Below are 25,451 nucleotides of genomic sequence, written 5' to 3'. Positions count from 1 at the left end.
CTAAATCATGAAAAAACTTTTATCTGTCTGTCTTAGTTTGCTGTCAAGTTGTTTTACTGCATATAGTCAACAGCCCGTCCCACCACAGTATACATTGGTATGGTCGGATGAGTTTAATTATAATGGTGCACCCGACACGACTAAATGGAGTTATGAAGAAGGTTTCAAACGTAACCGGGAAGAGCAGTGGTATCAAAAGGAAAACGTTTCCTGTCGTAATGGCCTGTTGGTTATTGAAGCAAAAAAAGAACAACGTAATCATCCGGGTTTTATTCAGGGCAGTCATGATTGGATTGCCGGCCGTAAAAAGATAACCTATACTTCGGCTTCGATAAATACTTTGGGAAAGCAGAGTTGGAAATACGGGATTTTTGAAATCCGGGCACGTATCCCAGTTGGTGAGGGCCTTTGGCCTGCATTCTGGACGTTAGGCACCACTAAAGAATGGCCATCCAATGGTGAAATAGATATCATGGAATATTACCGAGGCAATATATTGGCCAATATTGCAACCGGTACTGACCAACGCTGGAAAGCACATTGGTTTGGTAAGACGAAAGCAGTCAAAGATCTTGGCGGAAAGGCTTGGGCAGATCAGTTCCATACCTGGCGAATGATTTGGGATGAAGACGCTATTACGCTTTATGTGGACAATATGGAAATGCTTCACGTTCCTATGGATCAACTGGTCAATCGGGATGGTACCGGATTCAATCCATTTACCCAACCGCATTATCTCCTGTTAAATTTGGCCCTCGGCGGAATAAATGGCGGCACGATAGCTGATAAATTACTTCCTGCAAAATATGAAATTGATTATGTACGGGTTTATCAAAAAATGGAGCATGCTGAGATGCATAGTTTTACGCCAGGGGAAATATGGAAAGACCAGTCCGGTCATGTGATCAATGCGCACGGCGGCGGCGTACTTCATCAAAATGGAAAATATTATTGGTACGGTGAGAAACGTGGCGGAACTACATCCCAGGGAGTCAATGTGTACTCATCCAATGATTTGTATAACTGGAAGTTTGAAGGATTGGCTCTCACACCTAGCACAGATTCTACAAACGATATTGCTTGGGGCTGTATTATGGAGCGACCAAAGGTTATCTATCACGAGCAGCTAAAGAAATATGTGATGTGGTTCCATCTCGAGCTAAAAGGGCAAGGCTATGCAGCAGCCAGGGCCGCCGTTGCTACCAGTGACTCTCCGCTTGGGCCTTTTCAGTTTGTCCATAGCTTCCGGCCAAATAACAATATGTCACGCGATATGGGCCTATTTGTTGACACCGATGGCAAGGCTTACCAAATCTATTCATCGGATGAAAACTATGCCTTACGCCTGGTTCAATTAACCGATGATTACCTGCATGTGACGGCGAAAGATTCCTTACTCTTCCGGAATCATAGGGAAGCCCCAGCTTTATTCAAGTACAAAGATAAGTATTATCTGATCACCAGCGGATGCACTGGCTGGGATCCAAATCGTGCAGAGCTTCATGTTGCTACAGACCTTTTTGGCCCTTGGAAATCCCTTGGGGATCCAATGCAAGGACCGAATTCGGCGTTGACTTATGGTGGTCAATCGACATTTATCCTTCCTGTCGCAGGAAAAAAGGATTCCTTTATCTTTATGGCCGACCGCTGGAATCCCAAAGATCTTATGGATAGCAGATACATCTGGCTTCCGGTTGATCTCCAGAATGAAAAAGTACAGATAAATTGGAAGGATCAGTGGGATTTAAGTGTATTTCACTAATTCGATCGTATGTCCGGACTCAACCTAGATTCAGTTAAACAAATCAATCTTTTTTGAAATGATTTATTAATCGATAAATAATAAAAAATGCAATCTCTGAATAAATTAGTGCTTATTCTGTTCTATAGTTTTGTCTTCACTTTCGGGTATGCGCAATCCAGTGTTACCTTGACTTTTGAGCGGAATAAAATGCAACAGCAAGATACTGTTGTCCGAAAAGGGATCCCTTGGTTGGATGAAACGATTACCGAAGAAAATCGGCTGCCCATGCATACAGATTTTGTGACCTTTCCGCAGGAGTCTCAGATCATCAACAGCGATTGGCGTGGATCCTCTGCGTATTTAAGTTTGAATGGTTCCTGGAAATTTAAATGGGTAAATAGCCCTTCAAAACTACCAGCTAACTTTGAATCATTAACTTATGACGATCGTCATTGGGATAATTTTCAGGTGCCTGCAAACTGGGAACTCAATGGATACGGTTTCCCGATGTATACTACCTCAGGTTTTGAATTTACCTATTTAATTGGGAAACCAAATCCACCAATTGTGCCGATGGATTTCAACCCTACAGCTGTGTATCGCCGTGAGGTAGTCATTCCCGAGGATTGGCAAGGAAAGCCCGTAATTCTCCATATTGGGGCAGCCAAATCAAATCTATCTGTTTGGGTAAACGGTCAATATGTCGGGTATGGGGAGGATAGCAAATTACCATCCGAGTTTGACATAACAGCATATTTGAGAAAAGGAAAAAATCTAATTACAATGCGTGTCATGCGATGGGGAGTCGCAAATTATTTGGAGGATCAGGATATGTGGCGCCTTAGTGGAATCACGCGAGACTGTTATCTGCTGGTTCGGCAACCAGTGCATCTACGCGATATTCAATTGTCGCCGACCCTCAATGATGCCTTTGATAAAGGACAGTTAAATACTAAGCTGATCTTTAACCAGGCCAGTCATGGGGATCTAATGGCAGAGGTTACACTTCATAGAAACGGTCTGCTTGTGTCAATTGAAACTGTTAAAGTCGACGGACAGGAAATGGATATTGAACAGACCATAGACCATCCTGAACTATGGTCGGCCGAAATGCCCAATTTATATCAGGTGACTGTTAAACTTACAGACTCAGAGGGCAAACTCAGCGAGATCGTTCCCCTGCAAGTGGGCTTCCGTAGGGTTGAGATCAAAGAAGGTCAGTTGCTCGTTAATGGACAGCCCATACTTGTCAAGGGAATAAACAGGCACGAAACAGATCCCGTTACTGGTCATGTGATCTCGAAAGAAAGTATGTTGCGCGATGTACAGCTCATGAAAAAATTCAATATCAATGCTGTTCGTAACAGCCACTATCCCAATGCCGAATATTGGTTGCAGCTCTGTGACCAATATGGTTTGTATGTAATTGATGAGGCTAATATCGAATCACATGGCATGGGTTATGACCTGTCCTATACGATGGCCAATAGGCCGACCTGGGAGAAAGCACATGTTGCCCGTGTTGAACGCCTTATTCAGCGCGATCGGAATCATCCTAGCGTAATTATTTGGAGTATGGGCAACGAAGCCGGAAATGGCTACAATTTCTATCGGGCCTACCTCCGGATGAAAGAGCTCGATAAAAGTCGCCCTGTACAATACGAAAGGGCTGTGAATAATTATGGGGAATTAAGATTTGACTGGAATACGGATCTGATTGTACCTATGTATGCAAGTCCATCTGCAATGAAAAATTATGCAGCGCGTAACCCAAAGCCTCAAAGACCCTTTATTCAATGTGAGTATGCACATGCCATGGGGAATTCATTGGGAAACTTTAAGGATTATTGGGACATCATTCGGGCAAACAAAGGAATATTTCAAGGCGGATATATTTGGGATTTTGTGGACCAATGTTTTGTTAAAACCAATGCTAAAGGCGATACGGTATATACCTATGGCGGAGATTATGAACCTAAAGAAGCCATAACGGACTGGAATTATGCTTCCAAAGGAATTTTTTATGCCAATAGAACACCCTATCCACATGCTTGGGAAATGAAAAAAGTATATCAAGATATCCATAGTAGCCTATTGAACGAGAAAAAGATACAGGTTTACAATGAACGTTTTTTTACTGGACTTGAAAATGTTGAACTTCAATGGGAGCTTATTGTTGACGGAAAAAGAACGCAATCTGGTTTAATCAAGCATTTGAATGTGTTGCCTCAACAATCTGCTGTACTGTCGATTCCTTATAAAGCAGATATTCCGGGGGAAAAATTTCTGAATCTGACTTATCGATTGAAAAAAGCCGAGGCCTTACTTCCCATAGGGCATATTATTGCAACTGAACAGTTGCCTCTGGGGGGGGCTTTTCAGCCTAAAACAGCCATTTTGGCACAGGGCAAAATCAAGACAGAGCGAAAAGATGGAAATCTGATTGTCTCGGCAAAACAGCTGCTGATGGAGTTTGACCTTAAATCAGGATGGTTGGCGAAATATCATTATAAAGGACAGGATTTTTTGGATGAACATGCGCTATTTAAGACTAATTTCTGGCGTGCGCCGAATGATAACGATTTCGGTGCCAATACGCCGGAAAAACTGAAATCTTGGAAACTGGTTACAGATTCGATTGAACTGCTTGAAATTAGATCCGAATTAATCGATAGCCTCGCCTATGTATATGCGACCTACCAGATGCCTCAGGTATATGGGCAACTAGAAATGAAATACTGCATTAATCAATTGGGTGAAATGCGTGTTTCTCAGTCCTTCTTTGCCGACACCACAAAAAAGGTTGCAGTTCTGCCACGTTTGGGTATGCAATGGATTATGCCGTCTGGCTTTGAGGCGATTAATTACTACGGTAGGGGACCACAGGAGAACTACATCGATCGTAATTTTGCATCACATGTCGGAATTTATAAACAGACCGTCGATCAACAGTATTTCCCCTATGTAATGCCACAGGAGACCGGCAATAAGACCGATATCAGATGGATGGAAATAAAAAATAAACAAGGTCGGGGATTGTTCTTTACGTCTGACTCTACATTTAGTATGAGCGCTTTGCATTACTTTGACAAAGATTTGGACGATGGTCTCAAGCGACAACAACGTCATGCAGCTGACCTTGTTAAAAGAAAGCAAACGCAACTTAATATTGACCTCAGACAAATGGGCGTGGGTGGAATCAATAGTTGGGGAGCATGGCCGCTGAATGAATATACATTGCCTTACAAAGATTATACATTCTCCTTTATCATAAAACCAGTCGAATAAATATAACGCCCTGTATAGCAACAAACACGCGTAATTGTTATACAGGGCTTATTTTATTTTTGACAATTCAGACTAAGGCCGATCGACATGGAATTCATTCTGAAACGCTTTTCGATACTTTTTGACATAGTCGGATGGCGTATGGCCAAACAATTTGCTGAACTGCTGTCTAAAGTAGCGTTGGTCGTAGAAACCTGTTAAGTTAGCTACTTCATTAATTTTTGAATCCGTCAATATGAGCATTTCTGCTGCTTTTTTGAGTCGTACGGACCTGATAAATTCATTGATCGATTTGCCTGAAATAGTTTTAATTTTTTTATAGAGTGAAGAATGACTCATTCCTGTTTTTTCGGCAAGACTTATTACAGTCAGTTCTTCTAACAGGTTCTCTTCAATAATCTCAATGCACCGTTCTATCAATAACTTATCTGTGATCGGTATCTTTAGCTCATTGGACTGTAGCGTAATCGCATTAAAGAAAAAGTCCTGCAGGTTCTTTTTGTTCTGTAGTAATGTTTTTACCCGGAGCAACAATATTTCCGAATCAAATGGCTTATGGATATAATCATCGGCACCATATTGAATTCCGGCCAATTTAGTGCTTTCAGAGGTACTTGAAGTAAGTAGGATGATTTGAATATGGTTGAGCGTAGCATTAGATTTTACGGCTTTGCAAAGTGACAATCCATCCATCTCTTCCATGATAATATCACTTATCACCAGATCAGGTTGTTTTTCCTTGATCATATCGAGTGCCTGAACACCATTACGGGCATTATAGACCGTGTATTCTACCTTAAAAATGTCCTTAAGATAGCTGCGGATAGCATCGTCGTCGTCGACCAATAAGACACTGAATTTTTTGCTTGATATAGCTGTCGGGAATAAGGGAACGGTTTCCGTCACTACTTGCGAATCGTATAGCATTTGAATCCCCGACTCATTGTGGAGCGCAACATCTGCCAATGGTTCTTGGGCTGGGGTTTGTTGTGCTAAGATAGGCAAAACGAGGTCGAATGTTGTTCCCGCTGTTGCTGAACTCGTGTAACTTATTGTTCCGGCGTGCATTTCAACAAAAGTTTTGACAAGGTACATCCCAATCCCGAATCCTGTTTGTTTTTTGGGACCATTAAGTGGATCCGAAAAATATTTGTCAAATATCCTATCGCCAAGATGTTCGGGGATACCTTTTCCCGAATCTTTGATCTGAATGGTTAATTCCCGACCCTGTTGCGATAAGGCAATATGAATTGCACCATTTGAAGGCGTAAATTTAAAGGCATTTGATATGAGATTGCATAAGATGATCTCAATTTTTTCTTTGTCGGCATTGACATAAATCGGATCGGAATTCTCCTGGAACTGATAATCTATCTTTTGCAATTTTGCCTGAGCAGCGAAATATAGAAATATTTCTTTCATAAAGCTTTGGCAGTCAAAAATACTTGTTTTGAGCTGTTCGGCACCGTCCTCTGTTTTTCTAAATACAAGCAGCTGGTCCACCAAGCTCAACAGTCTTTTGGCATTTCTATGTACAACCTGAAGGGAAGCGTTGTCCTTGGACTCGTTTTTGGTCTTAAGCAGATCTTTAATCGGATTAATAATTAAGGTCAGTGGTGTTCTAAATTCATGCGATATATTCGTGAAAAATGCGTGCCTCTTATCATTGAGTTCTCTTTCTTTCTGAATGGTAAATTTTGAAAGCTGTATTTCGTAATTTAAAGCGATTTGCCTTCTCCGATAGCGCAGATACCATAGTCCGATATAGGCAATAACCAGCGTGTAAAGCAGGTAGGCCCACCAGCTTCTATACCAAGGCGGAAGAATTTGAATCTCGAGCTTAATCTGTTTATTCGTCCAGTTGCCTTCCGAGTCGGTCGATTGAATATGCAGAATATAAGTTCCTTCATGCAGACCGTTGTAATTTATTGATCGGGTAGACCCTGCATCGTTCCATCCCTTGTCCAATCCTTCCAATAGATACCTGTATTTTATCTTTTGTGGGGAATCAAACTCCAGGGCTGCAAACTCCAGCGAAAAAGTGGATTGATTGTAGGGGAGCGTCAATTTGTGAATGCTATGATCTGTTCCAATATCGACCCGGTCGCTCTGGTCTGCAATCTTTTTATTGTTAATTTTAAGGCTAGTGATAGCTAAGGCAGGTTCATAAATTTTCAGTTTAATGCTATCGGCGTCAAAGATGTTAAAACCGTTGTTTCCTCCGAAAAGAAGATGGCCCTCTTTGAGCTTAAGAGCTGCCCCATAGGAAAATTCGTTGCTTTGAAGTCCGTCAGTTTCTTCGTACCGTACAAATTTTTTAGTGGAAGGATCGAACTTCGAAAGCCCATTAAAGGTGCTTAACCACAATTTTCCGGTTTTATCTTCCAAAATATTAAGTACGGCATTGTTGCTCAATCCTTCATTTGTGGAATAATTTTCGACAATCTTTTTTAAACTGATATCAAATGCCAAGAGTCCCTTTCCTTCTGTTCCCAGCCAAAGTCTGTTATTTTTTCCGAGCTGAATGGCACGAACAGGTTTTCCGATTAAATATCTCGAGATTTTTTTCGTCTGCTTGTTTAACTGTATGATCTCATTGTAATTCCCCATCCAGATATTACCTTTCTGATCATCAATCATACAATTGATATCATAGATGTCTTCGCTGAATACTTCAAATTGGTCGCTTGTCGGATTATATGTATATACTCTTCCCTCAGAAAATGTCGCTGCCCAGAGCTTCTCATCCTGATCCTTAAAAAGTAACTGTACACTGTTATTTAGAACCCCATTTGGGGTTCTACAAACATAATATTTAAATCCCGAACCCTTTGTGTAACGCGCAATGCCCCTTTCGGTTGCTATCCATAGTCCTCCATTAGTTCCAGTCAAAAGATGGTTTACCGTATTGTCTGGCAATTGCTGTGGCCCTTTTTGAAAAGACTGAACCTGATTGGTCTTGTTATCCCATACGTAAAGACCATTGCCTTCGGTACCAATCCAGATCTTGTTATCATATTCAACAAAAGAACGGACAAATTTGTGCGCTAAGTTAAAGCCTGTATAATGTTTCTGCTGTAAATAATTAAATTTATAGCCGTTGTTATCAATCGTCTCAATGCCGCCTTTTCCGGTGCCGATCCATATTTTATGCTGAGAGTCTATGTAAACCGTATAAATGGTCTTGCTATTCAGTGAAAATTGAACGGGCTGTAGATCATTTTTGTTTTCTGCTTTTCCATGAGATAGGTTAAGTATAAAAATGCCATTGTTTTGGGTGGCTATCCAAAGTTTGTTTTGTCCTTCCAGCGTCAGCATATTGATCTGACTCGATTTAAGCTCCTGCGGATACAATGTCGAAAGCTTGCCGTCTTTGATTTTCAAAACAAATAGTCCCTCGTAATTACCAATAAAGAGTTCACCACTGTTTGTACTAGCCATACAGGTTGCACTGGTAATGACCTTTGATACAAGATGCAACTGCTGTGTTTTTTTATCGAAAGTATATAAGCCGCTTCCCTCTATAAAAACCCATATTCGGCCTGCCGTATCAATATGCGTGGCGGATACATGGTAGTATAAGCTGGATAGGTTCGATTTATAATCTTTAAAAGCGATTTGCATGGCATATGCTTCTTTATGGCTTTTGTAAAATAGCCCCCAGCCGTTTGTGCCTATATAAATATTATTGTCACTATCGATTTGAATGGATTTCGTGTCGGCGTTGAGATGATATGACCGTTTCGATTTTTGGTCTCTATAATTTAAACGGGAGAAGGTATCAAAATTTCGGTCGTAGATTCCAATCCCTTGACCGGTTCCTATCCACAATTTTTTATTGTGGTCTTCTGCTATACAATAGATATAATTATGCGGAATGCTATTTTCGTTATTTAGTTGGTTTCTATAGGTTTTTATATCGTAACCGTCGAATCTATTAAGCCCGTCGAAGGTACCGAACCACATAAAGCCCTGACTATCCTGAAATATGGATTTCACCGAACTATTGGACAAACCTCTATTCATCTCCTTGGGAAATTGTGCTAGGGTCAGCATACTTGAGTGAACAAGGATGAGAACGAGTACCAGGATCAAGGCCTGACGAGAATATAGGAGTCTGTTGAAACTAGGCATGTTAGCAGTTTTGTTCGTCTGGTATTTCCGATATCAGGTAAAATTATCGATTCATCCTTATCATAGGTTATTATCTTGAAAACGACTTGTTGCAATCGGAAACAGTCAATTTGAAGATTGTATGGCTAAAGATACGATTGTTTTTTAAAATAAGTGTATATTGTACGTTTATTTAAAGAGGCCTGTATTACAGCTAACATTTTTGCTTTATAAAGCAAAAAAAATCGGGAAGAAAGTAATGAGTGTCTCCATTAAAATAGTGTACAAACCAATTTAAAGTAGCTTTTTTGCTGGTTTATCAAAAAATACTATACATCTAAATATATGCGGATCAATTTAATCTTATGTCTATTGTTTGTAGGACATTTTTCATTTGGACAGCAACTGAACAAAGAAGCCGTACTTGCTCAGCTAAGTAAGGCAAACCAATACTGGCAGTCTCATCATAAGCCCGAGGTTTGGGCTTTTTGGGATCAGGCAGCTTATCATACCGGAAATATGGAATTCTATAAGATTTCAAAATCAGCGGGCGACTTAAAATATGCTGAGGATTGGGCCAGATACAATGATTGGAAAGGTGCCAAGTCTACCAATACGCAACTTTGGAAATACAACTATGGGGAAACAGACGAACACGTTCTTTTTGGTGACTGGCAAATTTGTTTCCAAACCTATATCGATCTCTATCATTTATCGCCAAGCCCTGAAAAGATTGCACGTGCTCAGGAAGTCATGGAATATCAGATCCACTCCAATAAACAGGACTATTGGTGGTGGGCCGATGGTTTGTATATGGTGATGCCCGTGATGGCTAAAATGTACAAATTGACAGGAAATTCACTTTATCTAGATAAGATGTATGCTTATTTACAATATGCCGATAGTATCATGTTTGATCGGGAAGAGAAATTGTATTACCGCGATGCAAAATATGTCTTCCCCAAACACCAGAGCTTACATGGCAAAAAGGATTTTTGGGCTCGTGGCGATGGCTGGGTGTTCGCTGCATTTGCAAAGGTTCTTCAAGATCTACCTCAGGAGGATAAACATTATACCTACTATCAGGAGCGCTTTAAGGATATGGCGGCCGCTATCATTAATTGCCAACAGCAGGAGGGATTCTGGACTCGAAGCATGTTAGATCCCGAGCATGCTCCCGGTCGGGAAACAAGCGGAACGGCTTTTTTTACTTATGGACTGCTCTGGGGAATAAATAATGGATTGCTAAGCGATTTTAAATTTAAAGATGCTGCGGTTAAAGGCTGGAAATATCTTAGTGAGATCGCTTTACAACCCGATGGCAGAATTGGGTATATACAACCTATCGGTGAAAAAGCTATCCCCGGACAGGTGGTGGATACCAACTCTACAGCTCCTTTTGGTGTAGGTGCGTTTTTATTAGCCGGCTCGGAAATGTATCGTTATTTAGCTAAAAAATAGACTGGATTTGAAAATGAAAAATAAGATTTTATTGTTCTTTGTTATTCTTCTGACAGGCCATACTGTCTTTGGACAGGGCTTGAAGAAGAAACCTGCATCAACAAAAGAGACGGATAGAGCTTTTTGGCTTAAAGAAATGGATCATATGCTGCGTCCCGTCCTCCGCAGTCTGGCTCATGATAGCCTGCGGTTAACTATGCCACAAATGACTTCTATACACGTGGATAATAAGGAACAACGCATCAAAGTACAATATGTTGAAGTCTTGGGAAGGGTATTGTCAGGCATAGCACCTTGGCTTTCCTTGGATGGCGGTTCGGCTGAAGAGATAAAGTTACGCGATCAATACAGAGCATGGACTGTTCAAGCACTTAAAAATGCTTTGGACAGCAATGCGCGTGATTTTATGCGTTTTGATCTCGGTGGTCAACAGCTTGTTGATGCCTCTTTTATCGCTTTGGGATTTATGCGCAGTCCTTGGCTGTGGGATCATATCGACAATCAGACAAAAAAGAATTTGGTAGCATCCATAAAAATTACACGCCAATTTCGGCCGGCTTATTCAAATTGGTTACTCTTTTCAGCAATGAATGAAGTTTTTTTAGCGAAATATTCAGATGATTGGGATGTGATGCGTGTTGATTATGCGCTGCAGCAATTGGAACAGTGGTATGTTGGAGATGGAATGTATATGGATGGTCCGCATTATGCATTTGATTACTATAATAGTTATGTTATCCATCCCTTCTTGGCCGGAATTATGGATTTCATACAGTTGAAAACTAAAAACTATGATGGGATGTTTGCAAAAATCAAGCTCCGAAATGAGCGCTATGCCATTATTCAGGAACGGTTGATCAATGCCGACGGTAGCTTTCCTCCGACAGGAAGGTCCGTAATCTATCGCGCGGCAGCTTTCCATCATCTTGCAGATATGGCGTTCAAGAGACGACTCCCTGGGGAATTCAGCGAAGGACAGGTGAAGGCTGCCCTGTCTGCAGTACTGAAAAAATCGACCGAAAACCCAAAGACGTATGAAAATGGCTGGTTGACACTGGGTATGTATGGTAATCAGCCGGGCTTGGGTGATCCATACAATAATCAGGGGAGCCCCTATTTATGTTCAGTAATTTTTTTGCCTTTGGGATTACCCGACGGAGATTCTTTTTGGACAAGTGAAGCGAGCGACTGGAGTTCACGGCGTATCTGGTCAGGACAGGACTGGCATAAAGATCAGGGTAAAGCCATTCAATAACCCCAAATTCCGGGAATAAGACTCCTTTCAAAAGGACCTAGTGGACTCAACAAGTGTATAAAAAAATCAATGAAGCAATATCTAAATCAACTAGTAAGAGTGGGGATGCTCACTTGCGCGTGTCTCTTGTTTATTTACAATGCAAAAGGGCAGAAAATTAAGAATACGCTTGTCGGAAATGGCTGGGCAAAGAACACGGTCAACACAACCGTATTTCGTAAAAATTCATTAACCAGCAATGGTAAATACCAATATATCGCTTATTATGATGAAGCTGGATATGTAGTTTTAGGCCAGCGATTACTTTCTGGCAAGGTATGGAAGTTGCGACGTACCGGCTATACTGGGCATGTGAAGGATGCTCATAATGTGATTAGTATTATGGTGGATAAGGCTGGATATCTCCACGTTTGTTGGGATCAGCATGACAGCAAGTTGAGATATGCACGTACCCTTCACCCCAATAGTCTTGTGCTGGGTTATGAGCAAGCCATGCTGGGACAAAATGAGTCAAAGGTAACCTACCCCGAATTCTTAAAGCTGCCCAGTGGGGAGTTACTGTTTTTATATCGTGACGGCGGATCAGGTCATGGTAATCTTGTGGTCAATAAGTACGATAGTAAGCAGCAAAAATGGGAGCGGATGCATAGCAATCTGATTGATGGCGAGGGACGCAGAAATGCCTATTGGCAAAGTTATGTGGATCGTCAGGGGACGATACATCTTTCTTGGGTCTGGCGGGAGAGTCCCAACGTGGAAAGCAATCATGATATGGCTTATGCATGTTCAAAAGATGGCGGATTAACCTGGCAAAAGAGTAATGGCATGCGGTACGATTTGCCCATGAAAGAATCTACGGTCGAGTATGCGGCCCATATACCCCAGCAGCACGAATTGATTAATCAAACCTCTATCGCTGCGGATGAAAAAGGGAATCCTTTTATCGCTAGTTACTGGCGTGATGCAGGAACACAGATCCCGCAATATAAGGTAATCTATTTACAAGAGGGTGAATGGAAGATCCGGTCTTTTGATTTTAGAAAAACACCTTTTAGTTTGAGTGGTGGTGGAACAAAGGATATTCCAATCGCCAGGCCCCAGGTGTTGGTTCGCGGAAAAGACAATAAAATAATGTTGACGCTGGTTTTTCGGGATCAGGAGCGCGGTTACCGACCTTCGATACTGAGGTTGAATGGCATGCATCAAGAGGCAAATGACATTATTGATCTTTGTGAGCAGTCCGTAGGGGCTTGGGAACCTACATATGATACCCAGTTGTGGCAAAAGAAACGTAAAGTTGCTTTATTTGTGCAGTCTACAGTGCAAAAGGATGCTGAGGGACTCGCTGATGCTCCCGCGACAGCAATACGGGTAGTAGAATGGCGTGATTGAGCAAGAGGATAGCTCGAAAGTATAGTGGATACAAATTCTTACTCCACTTTTAAGCTGTCGACCGGATTAGCTTTTGCAGCGGCTATTGCTCTGGTACATAGGGTTAGAATAGCAATTAACAGTGCGATGATCCCGGCAACTACAAGTATCCACCAGCTGACCGAAATGCGATAAGCGAACTCTTGCAGCCACTGGTTCATCAATAACCATCCGAGCGGCAGTGCAATCAACAGGGCTATACCGACCAGTTTAACCATATCAGAGCACAGAAGATAAACGAGGTTGCTTAATGTTGCACCTAATGTTTTGCGTATACCAATTTCTTTTATTCGCAATTGAATAGCAAATGTGATTACACCAAATAGTCCTAAACAGGCAATAACGATAGACAATAAGGCGAAAATTAAGAGAATTTGACCCTGTTTTATTTCCGAATTGTATTGATGTTCAAAGGTCTTATCTAAAAATGTGTATTCTAAAGGATAATCGGGTACATATTTACTGTAAACTTTGTTTATATGCGAAATTGTATGCTCTACATTTGTCGATTTCATGCGAATATAAATATTGTCCATTTCCATTTTATTAGCTGGAAGTTCTAGGATAAGAGGCTCTATTTTGTGCTGAAGCGAATAAATATGAAAGTCGCCGACCACCCCGATAACAGATTTCAGGATGGATTTTCCAGTTGTGTCTCTTCCAAATTCGATCCTTTTGCCTATCGCGTTTGTCCAGCCTTGTTTTTTTGCAAATGCTGCGTTTATAATGACAGAGGCGCTATCTGTTGGCATGGTACTGTCGAAATTTCTTCCCTTAACCAGTTGAATATGCATTGCTGGGATAAAATTAGGGTCAATTTTTAAGGTATTGGCGAGTGTAAAGTTGGGATCAATTTTTCCATTATTTTCAACATTGAAAGTCCCCACGCCAATGTCGTTTTTCCCAATTGGATTGCTGGCGAACGCTACTTCTGTAATATGGCTATCTTCAAGTAAGCTATTCCTGAGCTCGTCGCCTTTATTGCGCGTGGATTCATTGTCCAGATGGAAAACCATGACCTGATTTTTGTCAAAACCCAGGTTTTTTGTAGTCATAAAGTTCAATTGTAGAAAAATCACCATGGTGGATACAATAAGCAATACTGCGATTACAAATTGAAAAACCACAAGTGATTTTCTCAGTAGATGTTGGAAGCCATGTGTTCCGATCTGATTTTTTAGCGAAGGAATAGTCTTTAGTCCTGCAAGTACTAAAGCTGGATAAATACCGGTAGTGAATACTAAAAATACGATAAATGGAAGTACAAACAGTAAGGTTTTCCCTATTCCAAAATGCCATAAATCCAATTGCTTACCGATCATTTGGTTTAGCCATGGAAGAAAAGTTGAGGCCAGCAATATGCTTAACAATGCTGCACAAAAGATGATTAAAGACGTTTCAACAAGAAGCTGCTTTGTTAGATTTAAAGTGCTGGATCCGATTACTTTCCGGACGGCAATTTCTCTTATCCTTATTGAAGCCTGCGCCGTCGTGATATTAATATAATTTACGATCGCAATTAAGAGTACTAATGCACCGACAATGGAAAAGATGTAAACATATTTGATATTGCTATTATTGCCGAGCTCATAACTTAGATTAGAATGCAGATGGATATCCGTAATTGGTTGTAATTCGATTTTATAATCAAAATCGAGATCCCGTCCATGAATATATTTTTTTACGATGTAAGGAAGTTTTTTTTGAAGTTGGGGCAAGTATGACTGATCTTTTAATAGTACGTAAGTATAAAGGTAAAGTTGATTCCAATCAGGATTAAAGTCTTTTGAAAAGGAACGGATAGCTCTGAAGCTGAAATGTGTATTTTGAGGTACATTTTGTATAACAGCCGTGACAAGACTGGGTTCAGATTTATTGAAATAAAGCGTTTTATTGACTGCTGTTTCTACGGATCCAAACAATTGTACGGCTAAGTCTTCTGTCAGTACAATAGATTGGGGATTAGCCAATGCCGTTGCAGGATTGCCAGCAAGAAAATTATAGTCAAATAGATTGAAGAAATTCTTGTCTGCGAGGAAGATTTCGTTGACTTTTGTTTGTTGGTTATCAATGGTAATTATGCCTCCGCCCTCAATATCGAATCGCGTGGCTTCTTTTACGCCGGGAAATTCATCTTTAATAACATTTGCCAGGGGACCTGCAGTTCCTGTTATATCAAAGGAACCGCCATCCCATTTTCCGTGAGAAACAACGCGATATATACGGTCTGCCTGCGTAAAATAACGATCATAACTCAATTCATCATTCACAAATAAGAGGATAATCCAACATGCGGCTAGGCCCAACGATAATCCTAGTATATTGATTAAGGAGAAGATTTTGTTTCTGAACAATTTCCGCCAACCGACTTTTAAGTAATTATACATGATTTCCTAATTTTAATCTTAAAAATTCATTGCATTTCATGTCATTTTTATCTCATACAACATGCTTGAGATCAATTGGTTTTAAACGCATCAATAGTTTTGCCTAAACTTTAAGTTTTTGATATTCAGTGTTTTGTTTGTTTTTTTAACCGTATTAAATTGTTCGATTGTGAACAATACTGTTCGCTTGCGAACGGAGAATGATTACATAGTTAGCCAGCTCACATCTTATGGCTTCAATTCATCTTTTAGCTGGCATTTAATAGGGTGTACGCATGTGAACAATATCGCTATAAACTGTTCGCTTCCGTACAGCTACTTTTTCTGAAAAAGATATGGAATATGCTTTAAAAGCCCATAGAAGCCGTTATTGAACTCACAGGACAACTGGTATAGTATTTGGCACGGAGCTAATAAAATTGATATTATGTTCTTTATGCATTTTGAAGTTCACCTTTTCATTTCAGTCATTCACCGAGTTTTACCGGTTGTTGATCTAAAGTCTGTGAGCAAGAAGCATCTAGAGCAGTAATTTTGAATCAACAAATAAGAACAAAAACCATCATGAGCATCGATGGAAATGCTCATGATAGCTTCATCACAATTGAAGAACAAATTATTTAGATGAAAAACTTACACGATAAAATAAAGATATTATGAAAACGCTAGTAAAAACAATCGCAGCAGCAGCCTTAATCGCAATTTCAACATGTGCTATGGCAGCTGAAGGTCCCGGATCAAAATCAGCAAAAACAAACGTTAACCTATCAACAGCAGACTTTGCTTTAGAGCACTATGTTGCTGTAATGACTGAAGGTGAATCGGCTGGTGTAGAACAATTGTTTGCTGAGGATTTTAATCAAAAGGTCCAAACGGCAAAACTGAAGTCAAATAGCCGTAGTGAAGTGGTTAAGTCCTTGAAAAAACAAAAAGGCGAAAAGCTTAACTGTACAGTGAGTACAGATGTACTTGAAGAATCAGCAGATTATATGGTGGCCAGGGTGACCTTGAAATTTGAGGATTTCAGCAAGACAGATCTAGTGACTTTTGTCCGTGAAGGAAATGACTGGAAAGTTTCCAAATCGATCAATTCGTATAAATAGGAGTCATTTTAATTCAATATATAGGTTGTAGGGCCACATCAGGAGATGTGGCTTTTTTATGTTATTGCGGACAGTTCGTTTTTCTAACTCTAACTTACGAAACGTGCGCTAACATTCAGCATCGTTATACGTGAATTTGCTAATCATCATTTGCTTCTTTCGGGACAAATGCTCACTTATGGCAGGAACCAAGTTATCTTATAGATACGTATTCTCTTGGTGTTTCTTTGCTTTTTTACGGAAGAAACACCAAAGAAACACCGAAGAAACACAAAAGAAATAGCAGACGAAGCCCAAGCCAATCCCAAAGAAGACCCGAACAAAGAGCAAAGAAACACCAAAGAAACACCAAAGAAACGGCAAAGAATCAGCAAGGAATAAGCATAGCTATTTCATTAAAAATTCTCTTTTTTAACTAAATCTTGATCAATAGTGGTGTATCGGTTAATTGAGTGAAATCAATGAAATACGACTAATATTCTTAAGTTTGCGGCATTAACCTGTATTATATTCAAAAAGTGATTCAATTTAGTTTAGACACTCGGTTGAAGTTCCCACTTTAATAGTTACAGCATAAAAAGCTTATTAATATCAAATGAACGCAAATAGATTATTGTTATTTTTATTATTACTATCCGTCACATTGAAAGGCTATGCTCAAGAGGCATTTGAAGGGGAAATTATTTATCAAAATAGCTTTCAAAGTAAGAATTCAAGCGTTACTAGTGAACAAATGAAGGTTCTTCTAGGTGATAAGCAAGAATATTTTATTAAATCGGGGAACTATAAATCGTGCACAAATGGTGTCGGTATAACAATGCAGTTATATATTGGTGAAACCAATAGACTTTACAATAAGACGAGCCGATCCGACACACTTTATTGGTTTGATGCCGATGTGAAATCAGATGCAGTTATAAGTTATGAGCTCGTTAAGAATAAAGAGAAAATATTGGGGGAAGATTGTGATGCCTTGATTTTAAAGACGCAAGGTGGGCAGACAACCTATTTCTACACATCAAAGTATCCTATTGACGTTACCAAATTTCAGATGCACAGCTATGGAAACTGGAACTACTATTTATCAAAAGCCAAGTCTGTTCCATTGAAAATTGTGGTCGATAACGGGCAATTTAAAATGGAATCGGTAGCTCAAAAGATAGAAGCGAGGGAACTTCCTGACGATTTTTTTGCGCTATCAGCCGATACACCAATTAAGAAAACGAAATAAATCAACTTGGTCAGCAGACAGTAATCATTAATCTTTTGCTAGGCTTTTTATGCGGTGTGCGCATGCGAACAATCTATTTTGAAACTGTTCGTATGCGCACATTTTCTTTTTCGTAAAGATTCTTGAAAATGCCTTTAAATGTGCTGAGAGGCACAAATGTTTTTATTGTAGCCACTGGTATAGTATTTGGCATGCAGCAGCTAAGATGGTTGTTATATTCACCTTTACATTTCCGCCATTCACCGATATTCAAATACCGTTGGTCTAAAGTCCATAGGCCAGCGATATATTGAACTTTAGTTTTGGATCAACAAGTAAGGGTATATAGACTAACACAATAGAACAAAAAGATAGTATGAAAGCATTCGTAAAAACATTCACGGCAGCAGCTTTAATCTGCTTATCGTCAGTTGCCATGGCAACTGAAAAGCCAGCATCAAAACCAGAAAAAATTAGCATTAATCTTTCCACAGCAGACTTCGCTTTGCAGCATTATGTTGCTGTAACGACGGCTGGAGAATCTGTGGGTTTAGAGCAATTATTTGCGGAAGATTTCAGCCAAAGGATCCAGGCTTCCACTATACAGACCTACTACGGACGCCAGGCTTTGATTAAATCTTTAAAAAAACAGCAGGGAGAAATTCTGAACTGTAAAACGCATATCAAGATTGTCGAAAAATCCACAGATTATATGATTGCAAAAATTGTATTGAAATTTGACAGCTTTAGCATGACTGACGTAGTGACTTTAGTTTATGAGAATGGCAGTTGGCAGGTATCCAAGTCAGTCCATTCCTATCAGTAAGAACCACTCTTTTATTTTTTCTTCTTGGCTCCATTATTGTATAAATTCAGTTGCCGATAGAGCAATGGAATAGCGTGTTTTGTTCTAAATCGTTGAAACGAAGCAACTATGAGGTGTGAATTACCGAATGTGCTTGGAATTCTTTAGTTTTGAATACACTAGTTAGGGATAACCCTATGTCTCCTCGGCAAAGGAACGTTTGGAACAATTCAGAAATACGGACGAACAATGATATTGAAAGAAAGAATCGGTCACAATTACCTGAAATACCTGTTTACTGGTACGCTTTCGGCTTTGCTGGTTACAGGTTATGCGCAGGAAGTGGGGAAACAACAGAAAGAAAAGAAAGAGAAACAACAGCAACAGCAACATAGTGTGCAAGGTGGCGGCGGAGAGGTTCAAACCATGGATTCCATTGATGTCGTACGCGACTACCGGCCTATGCTGGCCGATGCGGTCAAGGTACGCCGCAGTCCGGATATGACGCATATCAACCGCGATGCTATCGAGACAGAGCTACGCCAGATTGCCACAGCCACCTATTTAGCGCAGCAAAAATATAAACAGGCCTATTATCACGAATTGATGAAACGGCACCCAGACGCTTCGCAAAGTAATATCGATAATTATCGCATCAGCTATCTGGCTTATGGCGCTGGCGAATACAAAAGAGCGAGCGGTATGCTGGAGGCCATAAAACCTTCGGATGCCTTTTATCAGGGGGCGATCATGACATTAGGCCACATCGCTCTGGAGACTGGCGACAAGCAAGCTGCACGAAATGCTTTTGTCAAAGCGACAAAACTGGATTTAGACCAGCAAGTGAAAGCCGATGCGCTATTTAACTATGCTAAAATCTTGTTTGCAATGGACTCCACCCAAGCGGCACAAAAAGTCCTCGAAAAATATATCGCCCAAGAAGTGAAACCTGTCGATCCGGGTTCAAAAAGAAAGGAAAGTGCCGAAACACTATCCGCTGAAATTCTACGTGGGACCACCAACTTCCATGCCGGTGTTAGTATGCTGGAATCGCTAAAAGAGCGCGGTCGGGAGGTCAATGCGATCTATCAAAAGGTCACCTACTACCGCGGACTGGAGTTTTATAACGAGCGCGCTTTCGAAAATAGCATATCCATGTTTATGCGATCTGAAAAGTTTCCGGTCAATGCTGAAATGGCCGCTCTTGCAACCTATTGGAAAGCAGAGGCCATGTATGAAGTGCGCAAATTTGGTGAAGCCGTAGAAAACTTCTCCCAGTTTCTGAGCCTGCCCGTCGCTCGGAATAGCGACCTGTATAATTATGCAAATTATGGGTTGGCGTATGCGGCTTACCGAAACAACCGTTTTGAACTGGCGGCCAATTATTTTGAACGTTTTTTGGCTGCTGGAGGAAATGCGGTGGATCAAAATATACGGTATGATGTCATTGCACGCCTAGGCGATTCGTATCTGTGTCTGCGCGATTACGGCCGGGCAAATAAGTACTATGATCAGCTGATCGACAGCAAAGCGCCCAATCAGGATTATGCCCTATTCCAGCGCGGTATCTTATTTGGTCTGCAAGGTAACAACGAAACCAAGCTCAGTACGCTGCGGTCCGTTTTGAAGCAATTTCCATCTTCGAACTATGCGGATGATGCGGCCTTTGAAATTCCCTATACTTATTTCACGATGGGTGATTATGGTCGTGCTATCGAAGGATTGCAAGCAATGGTCGAAAAGTACCCCCGTAGCAGTTATATTCCGCGCGCTTTAATGACCATAGGGCTCGTGCAGTACAATAACGATGAGCCCGAAGCGGCGAAAGCGACTTTTCAGAAGGTGGTGGAGAAATATACCCGAACTGCTGAAGCCGAGCAGGCCATGCGTTTCATCGAAAATATTTACCTCGATCAGGGGGATGCTTCAAGCTATATCCGTTATGCTGTCGGTACCAATGTCAGTAATCTGAGTCCTGCAGAGCTAGATAACATGGCTTTCCAGGCTGCGCAGTCGCTATTCGCCAGGGGAGAATACGGAGCGGCTGTAGAAGCGATCAATGCCTATTTTGATAAATTTCCAAAACCCAGACAAGAAAAATTTGCCCGTTACATCCGTGGGGTGAGTTCGTACCGCACTGGGCATCCACAGGAAGCACTACACGATCTGAATATCATATTGAACGACTGGACGAGCAAATATTCAGAGAATACCTTGCTGACGGTTGCTGCGCTATATCTGGATCTTAAAGAATACAATGAAGCCATTGTGCACCTCAAAAAATTGGAGCTCAACGAAGAATATAAAAAGAACTATGGCTATGCGGTAACGAACCTGATGGTGTGTTACTTCGAACTCGGCGATATGGAGCAAATGGCTAAGTACGTGAGCCTGGTCAAGAATTACAACGGAGCAACGGAGGAAGAAATAGCGAAAGCGCATCTGTATAGTGGAAAAGCCTTGCTAAAAGAAAAGAATGTAGCGTCTGCCATGAAAGAATTCAACCTGGCCGCGCTGAAAAGCCAATCGGCAGTCGGCGCAGAAGCGCGGTATCGTGTGGGGCAGCTACAGTATGATAACAAGGAATATGATAAAGCGCTGGAAACAGCCTTTGATGTAATCAACAATAGGGAAGCACAAGAATATTGGGTTGCCAAGAGCTTCCTATTGCTTGCTGATGCCTATGCGCGTAAAGGCAATGCTTTCCAGGCGAAGAGTACCTTGAAAAGTGTGATTGACAATTATGATAAAAACGATGATATCGTGCCCGCGGCGAAAGAGCGCTTACAGAAGTTGAAGTAATACTTCTGAAAATTTGGCATACGCCAGATGTGATAGCGTTTTTCATTTCTTTCGAATGAAGAGGATCGTATGGAACATGAACCTAAAAAGCCCGACAACAATCGGGCTTTTTGCATTAAGTAGACTGCTATAAATCTGATAAGAAACCTCCCTAATAATTTAAACGGTATAAATCCAAGAAGGAAGATCTGTTTCTTTATCACTTAGTCTCCATAAGTGAATGATTTTATTCACATCGTCCTTCGTAGCGGATTAAATCCTAATTTTTGTACAAAAACGAACCTTTTTTGAACAAATCAATACCATAGCGGAAATCTGCTGTGGTTATTTTTGTGTCGTCCCATTAGATCAATTTGATTTAAATAAGACCAATATAGTATAGAATACAATAACCAATAACCAATAGACTTGAAAATATGTTCAAATACGAAATGATAAACAAACAGCTATTCTCAAATTGGATAATAAATTTTTTTTTAACGCTTTTATTGTGCACTTCTGGATTGCTTGGTTTTTCTCAAAAAAATGAAGGGAAAAGCGGTTCGGGCAACACCGGGTATATTTTATTAAAGCCAAAATACGATGGTCATTCAGTCTTGCGCAATCCTTTAAATGGTTGGGTAATGTATGCTCCCCGTAATGCCGATGATACGTATTGGGATATCGAATATTTTGTGCCAGCATTGGGTAAAAAGGTAAAGGTCATTGATTATGCTTCGGCATGTTATGTACGCACGAGCTGGTCTTCGCTGAATCCCAGTGACGGTGTTTATGCCTGGGATGATCCAAACTCTAAAATAGGAAAACTCCTTAAAGGCGCACAAACGAAAGGGTTGCCCATAGCGCTCCGTATTGTGGTAGATGGTCGCGACCAAGGTCAAAATACACCCAAATTTGTGTTCGACCTCGGAGCCAAATATTATTTGGAAAATGAAAATCATCCCGATAGGCAAACACCTTATCCTCAGGATGCGGTATTTAGAAAATACTATACCAAATTTATCACAGCTTTGGCCAAGGAATTTAATGATCCTGAAAAGACCTCTTTTATTGATGCCTATGGCTTGGGGAAATGGGGCGAAGCACATTATGTTGTCTATGAAGATCCTAAAATGGCAACACCCGAAAGTACTGAAAAAATAAAGGAAGAAACCCTTGAATGGGTGACCAGCTTATATGCTAACACATTTACAAAAGTTCCTTTGGTTATCAACTACCATCGTCTGGTCGGTCATCCCGAAAGTTGGGGAGCAGTCAACCCGAATAGTGAACGCTTATTGGATAAAGCTATTGATAAGGGGTATAGCCTTCGCCAAGATGCTTTTGGCATGACTGGCTATTACCAGAATTGGGAAAAGGATTTTGCCAAGAAATGGAATTTTAAGCGTCCTATCATCATGGAAGGAGGCTGGATTATTGCTCCAGGTAAGCACCGTTATTGGACAGACCCCAGTGGAAAATATAGAGAAGGTCATGATGAGGATGTGAGGAAAGGTGAGTTGGACCTGTCGGCCGAAGCCCATGTCAATATGATGGACTTTAGAGCGGGGGGAGAAACTGAATCCTGGTTTAAGTCCTTTGATTTGGTTCAACGGTTTATTACAGAAGGGGGGTACCGTGTATATCCAGACCAAATCAACCTCCCTCAAGATATCAAGACGGGAAAAGTAGCGCAAATCGCCCATCGTTGGCAGAATATGGGCTGGGGCTACTTACCTAATAATATTCCACAATGGAACTACAAATATAAAGTTGCTTTTGCACTGTTAGATGCCAAAGGGAATGTTAAAAAGATTTTTGTAGATCGTCAGAGTGAACCGTCTGCTTGGTTGAAAGGTGCTGCTGCGAGTTATAAAATAAATGCAAAAGTAGATCTACCTGCAGGGATATATAGCTGGGCAGTCGCCATTGTTGATACGACCAAGGAAAATAAGCCTGCAATTCAACTTGCTCTTGATGGAGATTTGACGGCTCAGGGTTGGACAAAGCTTTCGGCATTACAGGTAAAATAGAAAATTTTATTAACAACTAACACCTATTATGATAAAGCTGATCAATCTATCTTTGATATTGTCCCTTTTTTTTAGCCTGATAACCTCCAACCTTGTTGCACAGCAAAATATGGCCAATGTGTATGGTAGGCGAGCTCAATCCTTAAATGGAAAGTGGGACGCTATTGTAGACTTGTACGACCAGGGAAGAAAAAACCAAATCTACCTGAATAAAAAAGCCGAAAGCAAGACTGATTTTTATGAATACGCTTTCGAGAATGGTCTCCGTTTAAATGTGCCTTCAGATTGGAACAGTCAAATGCCTGAACTTAAATATTACGAAGGTACCATCTGGTATGGGCGTAAGTTCGATGTAGTGAAAGAAAATAACAAAAGGTTGTTCTTGTATTTTGCTGCGGTAAGTTACCGTTGTCGCATATATCTCAATGGACAAGAGATTGCACAACATGAAGGTGGTTTTACCCCCTTTCAGATTGAAATAACAGATGCAGCTAAAGAAAACGATAATTTTTTGGCAGTTGAGGTAAATAATAGCCGGCAGGTTGATGCCATTCCGGCAATGGCCTTTGATTGGTGGAACTATGGCGGTATCACCCGAGATGTCTTTTTGGTAAGCACGCCAAAAGTTTTTATCGACGATTATTTTGTTCAATTGGACAAAACCAAAGCCGATAAAATCAATGCGAAGGTCAAACTTTCGGAAACGATGGCCAATTCCTCGGTAACTATCGAAATACCGGAACTACAACTAAAACAAACGCTTAAAACAGATGCTCAGGGGGAAGTAAAAACTTCATTCCTATCGAGAAAAATCAAACGTTGGTCGCCCACTTCACCTAAACTGTATAACGTGAAGATTTCAACGCGCGACGATCAAATAGAAGAGGAAATAGGTTTTCGCAATATTTGGGTAAAAGGGGAAGATATCTTCCTGAATGGCGAAGCTATTTTTCTTAAGTCCATTTCATTTCATGAGGAAATACCTCAGCGCAGAGGTCGTGCTTTTTCACAGGCAGATGCAGTGATGCTGCTTTCAGAAGCGAAAGCTTTGGGCTGTAATATGATTCGTTTGGCACATTATCCACAAAATGAATATATCGTGAGAATGGCCGAAAAAATGGGTTTCTTGTTGTGGGAAGAAATTCCCATTTGGCAAGGCATCAATTTTGAAAATGAATCGACCAAAGAGAAAGCCGGTAAAATGATGCGGGAAATGGTTGCTCGAGACAAAAATCGTTGCGCACTCGCTTTTTGGGGCGTAGCCAATGAAACCCAACCATCCGAGCCTAGAAATGCTTTTATCAGGCATTTGATTGCTACATGCAGAGCCATTGACACGACCAGGCTTATAACCGCTGCTTTTGATCTTGTTCGTTTCAATAAGGAGAAGGAAACCTTTGTTATGGATGATCCTTTTACGAAAGAATTGGACGTCGTAGCTGTCAACAAATATTTAGGCTGGTACCATTCCTGGCCAGTTTCTCCTGATAAAGCAGTATGGGATGTGGCAAAAGGCCAGCCCTTAATTATTTCTGAATTTGGAGGCGAGGCGCTGTATGGCAAAACGGGCGAAAAGGATGTCGTCAGTTCATGGAGTGAAGATTACCAAGCGACTTTGTACAAAAACAACCTCGAAATGTTTAAGCATATTCCAAACCTGCGCGGAACTTCACCTTGGGTGCTATTTGATTTCCGTTCGCCGTTCCGTTTTCATCCGACCAACCAAGATGGCTGGAACCGCAAAGGATTGATCTCAGACCAAGGCTACCGAAAGAAAGCCTGGTTTCTGATGAAGCATTATTATGATAATAAATAAGACTTCAATTACGAAACCGAGCTT

14 protein-coding genes are annotated in these 25,451 nt (G+C 40.8%); 11 read left to right on the top strand and 3 right to left on the bottom strand.

All coding sequences use genetic code 11. From position 1 onward, the window contains the following. Positions 1-7 precede the first annotated feature (7 nt). Entirely contained in the window at positions 8-1,762 is a 1,755-nt protein-coding gene (locus M2419_RS11720) for a family 43 glycosylhydrolase (protein ID WP_182329828.1), read from the top strand. Positions 1,763-1,849: 87 nt separating this feature from the next. Next, positions 1,850-5,032 (top strand): glycoside hydrolase family 2 TIM barrel-domain containing protein, encoded by a 3,183-nt coding sequence (locus M2419_RS11715; RefSeq protein WP_259255136.1) that lies wholly within the window; start codon positions 1,850-1,852, stop codon positions 5,030-5,032. Between the two features lie 72 nt (positions 5,033-5,104). Here the strand turns inward: M2419_RS11715 and M2419_RS11710 are convergent, their stop codons facing one another. Then, entirely contained in the window at positions 5,105-9,166 is a 4,062-nt protein-coding gene (locus M2419_RS11710) for a two-component regulator propeller domain-containing protein (protein ID WP_259255135.1), read from the bottom strand. A gap of 324 nt (positions 9,167-9,490) precedes the next feature. Here M2419_RS11710 and M2419_RS11705 point away from each other — a divergent pair, with 324 nt between their 5' ends. The 3 genes from M2419_RS11705 (at position 9,491) to M2419_RS11695 (ending at position 13,253) form a co-directional block, all read left to right on the top strand. Beyond that, on the top strand, positions 9,491-10,606 hold the full coding sequence (locus M2419_RS11705; RefSeq protein ID WP_259255134.1) for a glycoside hydrolase family 88 protein: 1,116 nt from the start codon (positions 9,491-9,493) through the stop codon (positions 10,604-10,606). A 13-nt stretch (positions 10,607-10,619) separates the two neighbouring features. Continuing rightward, entirely contained in the window at positions 10,620-11,861 is a 1,242-nt protein-coding gene (locus M2419_RS11700) for a DUF2264 domain-containing protein (RefSeq protein ID WP_259255133.1), read from the top strand. Between the two features lie 69 nt (positions 11,862-11,930). Then, complete coding sequence (locus M2419_RS11695; protein WP_259255132.1) at positions 11,931-13,253, top strand: BNR repeat-containing protein; 1,323 nt, start codon at positions 11,931-11,933, stop codon at positions 13,251-13,253. 38 nt (positions 13,254-13,291) lie between these two features. Here the strand turns inward: M2419_RS11695 and M2419_RS11690 are convergent, their stop codons facing one another. Continuing rightward, on the bottom strand, positions 13,292-15,679 hold the full coding sequence (locus M2419_RS11690; RefSeq protein WP_182329822.1) for an ABC transporter permease: 2,388 nt from the start codon (positions 15,677-15,679) through the stop codon (positions 13,292-13,294). A gap of 471 nt (positions 15,680-16,150) precedes the next feature. Next, positions 16,151-16,267 (bottom strand): zinc-finger domain-containing protein, encoded by a 117-nt coding sequence (locus M2419_RS27505; RefSeq protein WP_153847003.1) that lies wholly within the window; start codon positions 16,265-16,267, stop codon positions 16,151-16,153. 68 nt (positions 16,268-16,335) lie between these two features. Here M2419_RS27505 and M2419_RS11685 point away from each other — a divergent pair, with 68 nt between their 5' ends. The 6 genes from M2419_RS11685 to M2419_RS11660 all read left to right on the top strand — a co-directional run bounded on the left by M2419_RS11685 (position 16,336) and on the right by M2419_RS11660 (position 25,427). Next, positions 16,336-16,782 (top strand): nuclear transport factor 2 family protein, encoded by a 447-nt coding sequence (locus tag M2419_RS11685; protein ID WP_182329820.1) that lies wholly within the window; start codon positions 16,336-16,338, stop codon positions 16,780-16,782. 595 nt (positions 16,783-17,377) lie between these two features. Next, the gene (locus M2419_RS11680; RefSeq protein WP_182329818.1) at positions 17,378-18,013 is read left to right on the top strand and encodes a hypothetical protein; all 636 of its coding nucleotides are present in this window, start codon (positions 17,378-17,380) and stop codon (positions 18,011-18,013) included. A 355-nt stretch (positions 18,014-18,368) separates the two neighbouring features. Continuing rightward, positions 18,369-18,818, top strand: a complete 450-nt coding sequence (locus tag M2419_RS11675; protein WP_259255131.1) for a nuclear transport factor 2 family protein — start codon at positions 18,369-18,371, stop codon at positions 18,816-18,818. Positions 18,819-19,046: 228 nt separating this feature from the next. Beyond that, entirely contained in the window at positions 19,047-21,599 is a 2,553-nt protein-coding gene (locus tag M2419_RS11670) for a tetratricopeptide repeat protein (RefSeq protein ID WP_159729629.1), read from the top strand. A 623-nt stretch (positions 21,600-22,222) separates the two neighbouring features. Beyond that, on the top strand, positions 22,223-23,611 hold the full coding sequence (locus M2419_RS11665; protein ID WP_259255130.1) for a DUF4832 domain-containing protein: 1,389 nt from the start codon (positions 22,223-22,225) through the stop codon (positions 23,609-23,611). 28 nt (positions 23,612-23,639) lie between these two features. Further along, positions 23,640-25,427 (top strand): glycoside hydrolase family 2 protein, encoded by a 1,788-nt coding sequence (locus M2419_RS11660; RefSeq protein ID WP_182329812.1) that lies wholly within the window; start codon positions 23,640-23,642, stop codon positions 25,425-25,427. Positions 25,428-25,451: the final 24 nt, after the last annotated feature.

It is taken from the genome of Sphingobacterium sp. BIGb0116 (genome assembly GCF_024808035.1).
GTDB classification, from domain to species: domain Bacteria; phylum Bacteroidota; class Bacteroidia; order Sphingobacteriales; family Sphingobacteriaceae; genus Sphingobacterium; species Sphingobacterium paramultivorum.
Note: the sequence above shows the minus strand (reverse complement) of the source record. Positions and strands in the feature narration are given on the sequence as shown.

What these genes read in the sequence shown, in the direction of transcription:
- M2419_RS27505 (WP_153847003.1), bottom strand. Translation starts at nt 16,267, where the DNA reads ATGAGCATTTCCATCGATGCTCATGATGGTTTTTGTTCTTATTTGTTG.
- M2419_RS11660 (WP_182329812.1), top strand. Translation starts at nt 23,640, where the DNA reads ATGATAAAGCTGATCAATCTATCTTTGATATTGTCCCTTTTTTTTAGC.
- M2419_RS11705 (WP_259255134.1), top strand. Translation starts at nt 9,491, where the DNA reads ATGCGGATCAATTTAATCTTATGTCTATTGTTTGTAGGACATTTTTCA.
- M2419_RS11715 (WP_259255136.1), top strand. Translation starts at nt 1,850, where the DNA reads ATGCAATCTCTGAATAAATTAGTGCTTATTCTGTTCTATAGTTTTGTC.
- M2419_RS11700 (WP_259255133.1), top strand. Translation starts at nt 10,620, where the DNA reads ATGAAAAATAAGATTTTATTGTTCTTTGTTATTCTTCTGACAGGCCAT.
- M2419_RS11685 (WP_182329820.1), top strand. Translation starts at nt 16,336, where the DNA reads ATGAAAACGCTAGTAAAAACAATCGCAGCAGCAGCCTTAATCGCAATT.
- M2419_RS11665 (WP_259255130.1), top strand. Translation starts at nt 22,223, where the DNA reads ATGTATGCTCCCCGTAATGCCGATGATACGTATTGGGATATCGAATAT.
- M2419_RS11675 (WP_259255131.1), top strand. Translation starts at nt 18,369, where the DNA reads ATGAAAGCATTCGTAAAAACATTCACGGCAGCAGCTTTAATCTGCTTA.
- M2419_RS11710 (WP_259255135.1), bottom strand. Translation starts at nt 9,166, where the DNA reads ATGCCTAGTTTCAACAGACTCCTATATTCTCGTCAGGCCTTGATCCTG.
- M2419_RS11670 (WP_159729629.1), top strand. Translation starts at nt 19,047, where the DNA reads ATGATATTGAAAGAAAGAATCGGTCACAATTACCTGAAATACCTGTTT.
- M2419_RS11695 (WP_259255132.1), top strand. Translation starts at nt 11,931, where the DNA reads ATGAAGCAATATCTAAATCAACTAGTAAGAGTGGGGATGCTCACTTGC.
- M2419_RS11720 (WP_182329828.1), top strand. Translation starts at nt 8, where the DNA reads ATGAAAAAACTTTTATCTGTCTGTCTTAGTTTGCTGTCAAGTTGTTTT.
- M2419_RS11690 (WP_182329822.1), bottom strand. Translation starts at nt 15,679, where the DNA reads ATGTATAATTACTTAAAAGTCGGTTGGCGGAAATTGTTCAGAAACAAA.
- M2419_RS11680 (WP_182329818.1), top strand. Translation starts at nt 17,378, where the DNA reads ATGAACGCAAATAGATTATTGTTATTTTTATTATTACTATCCGTCACA.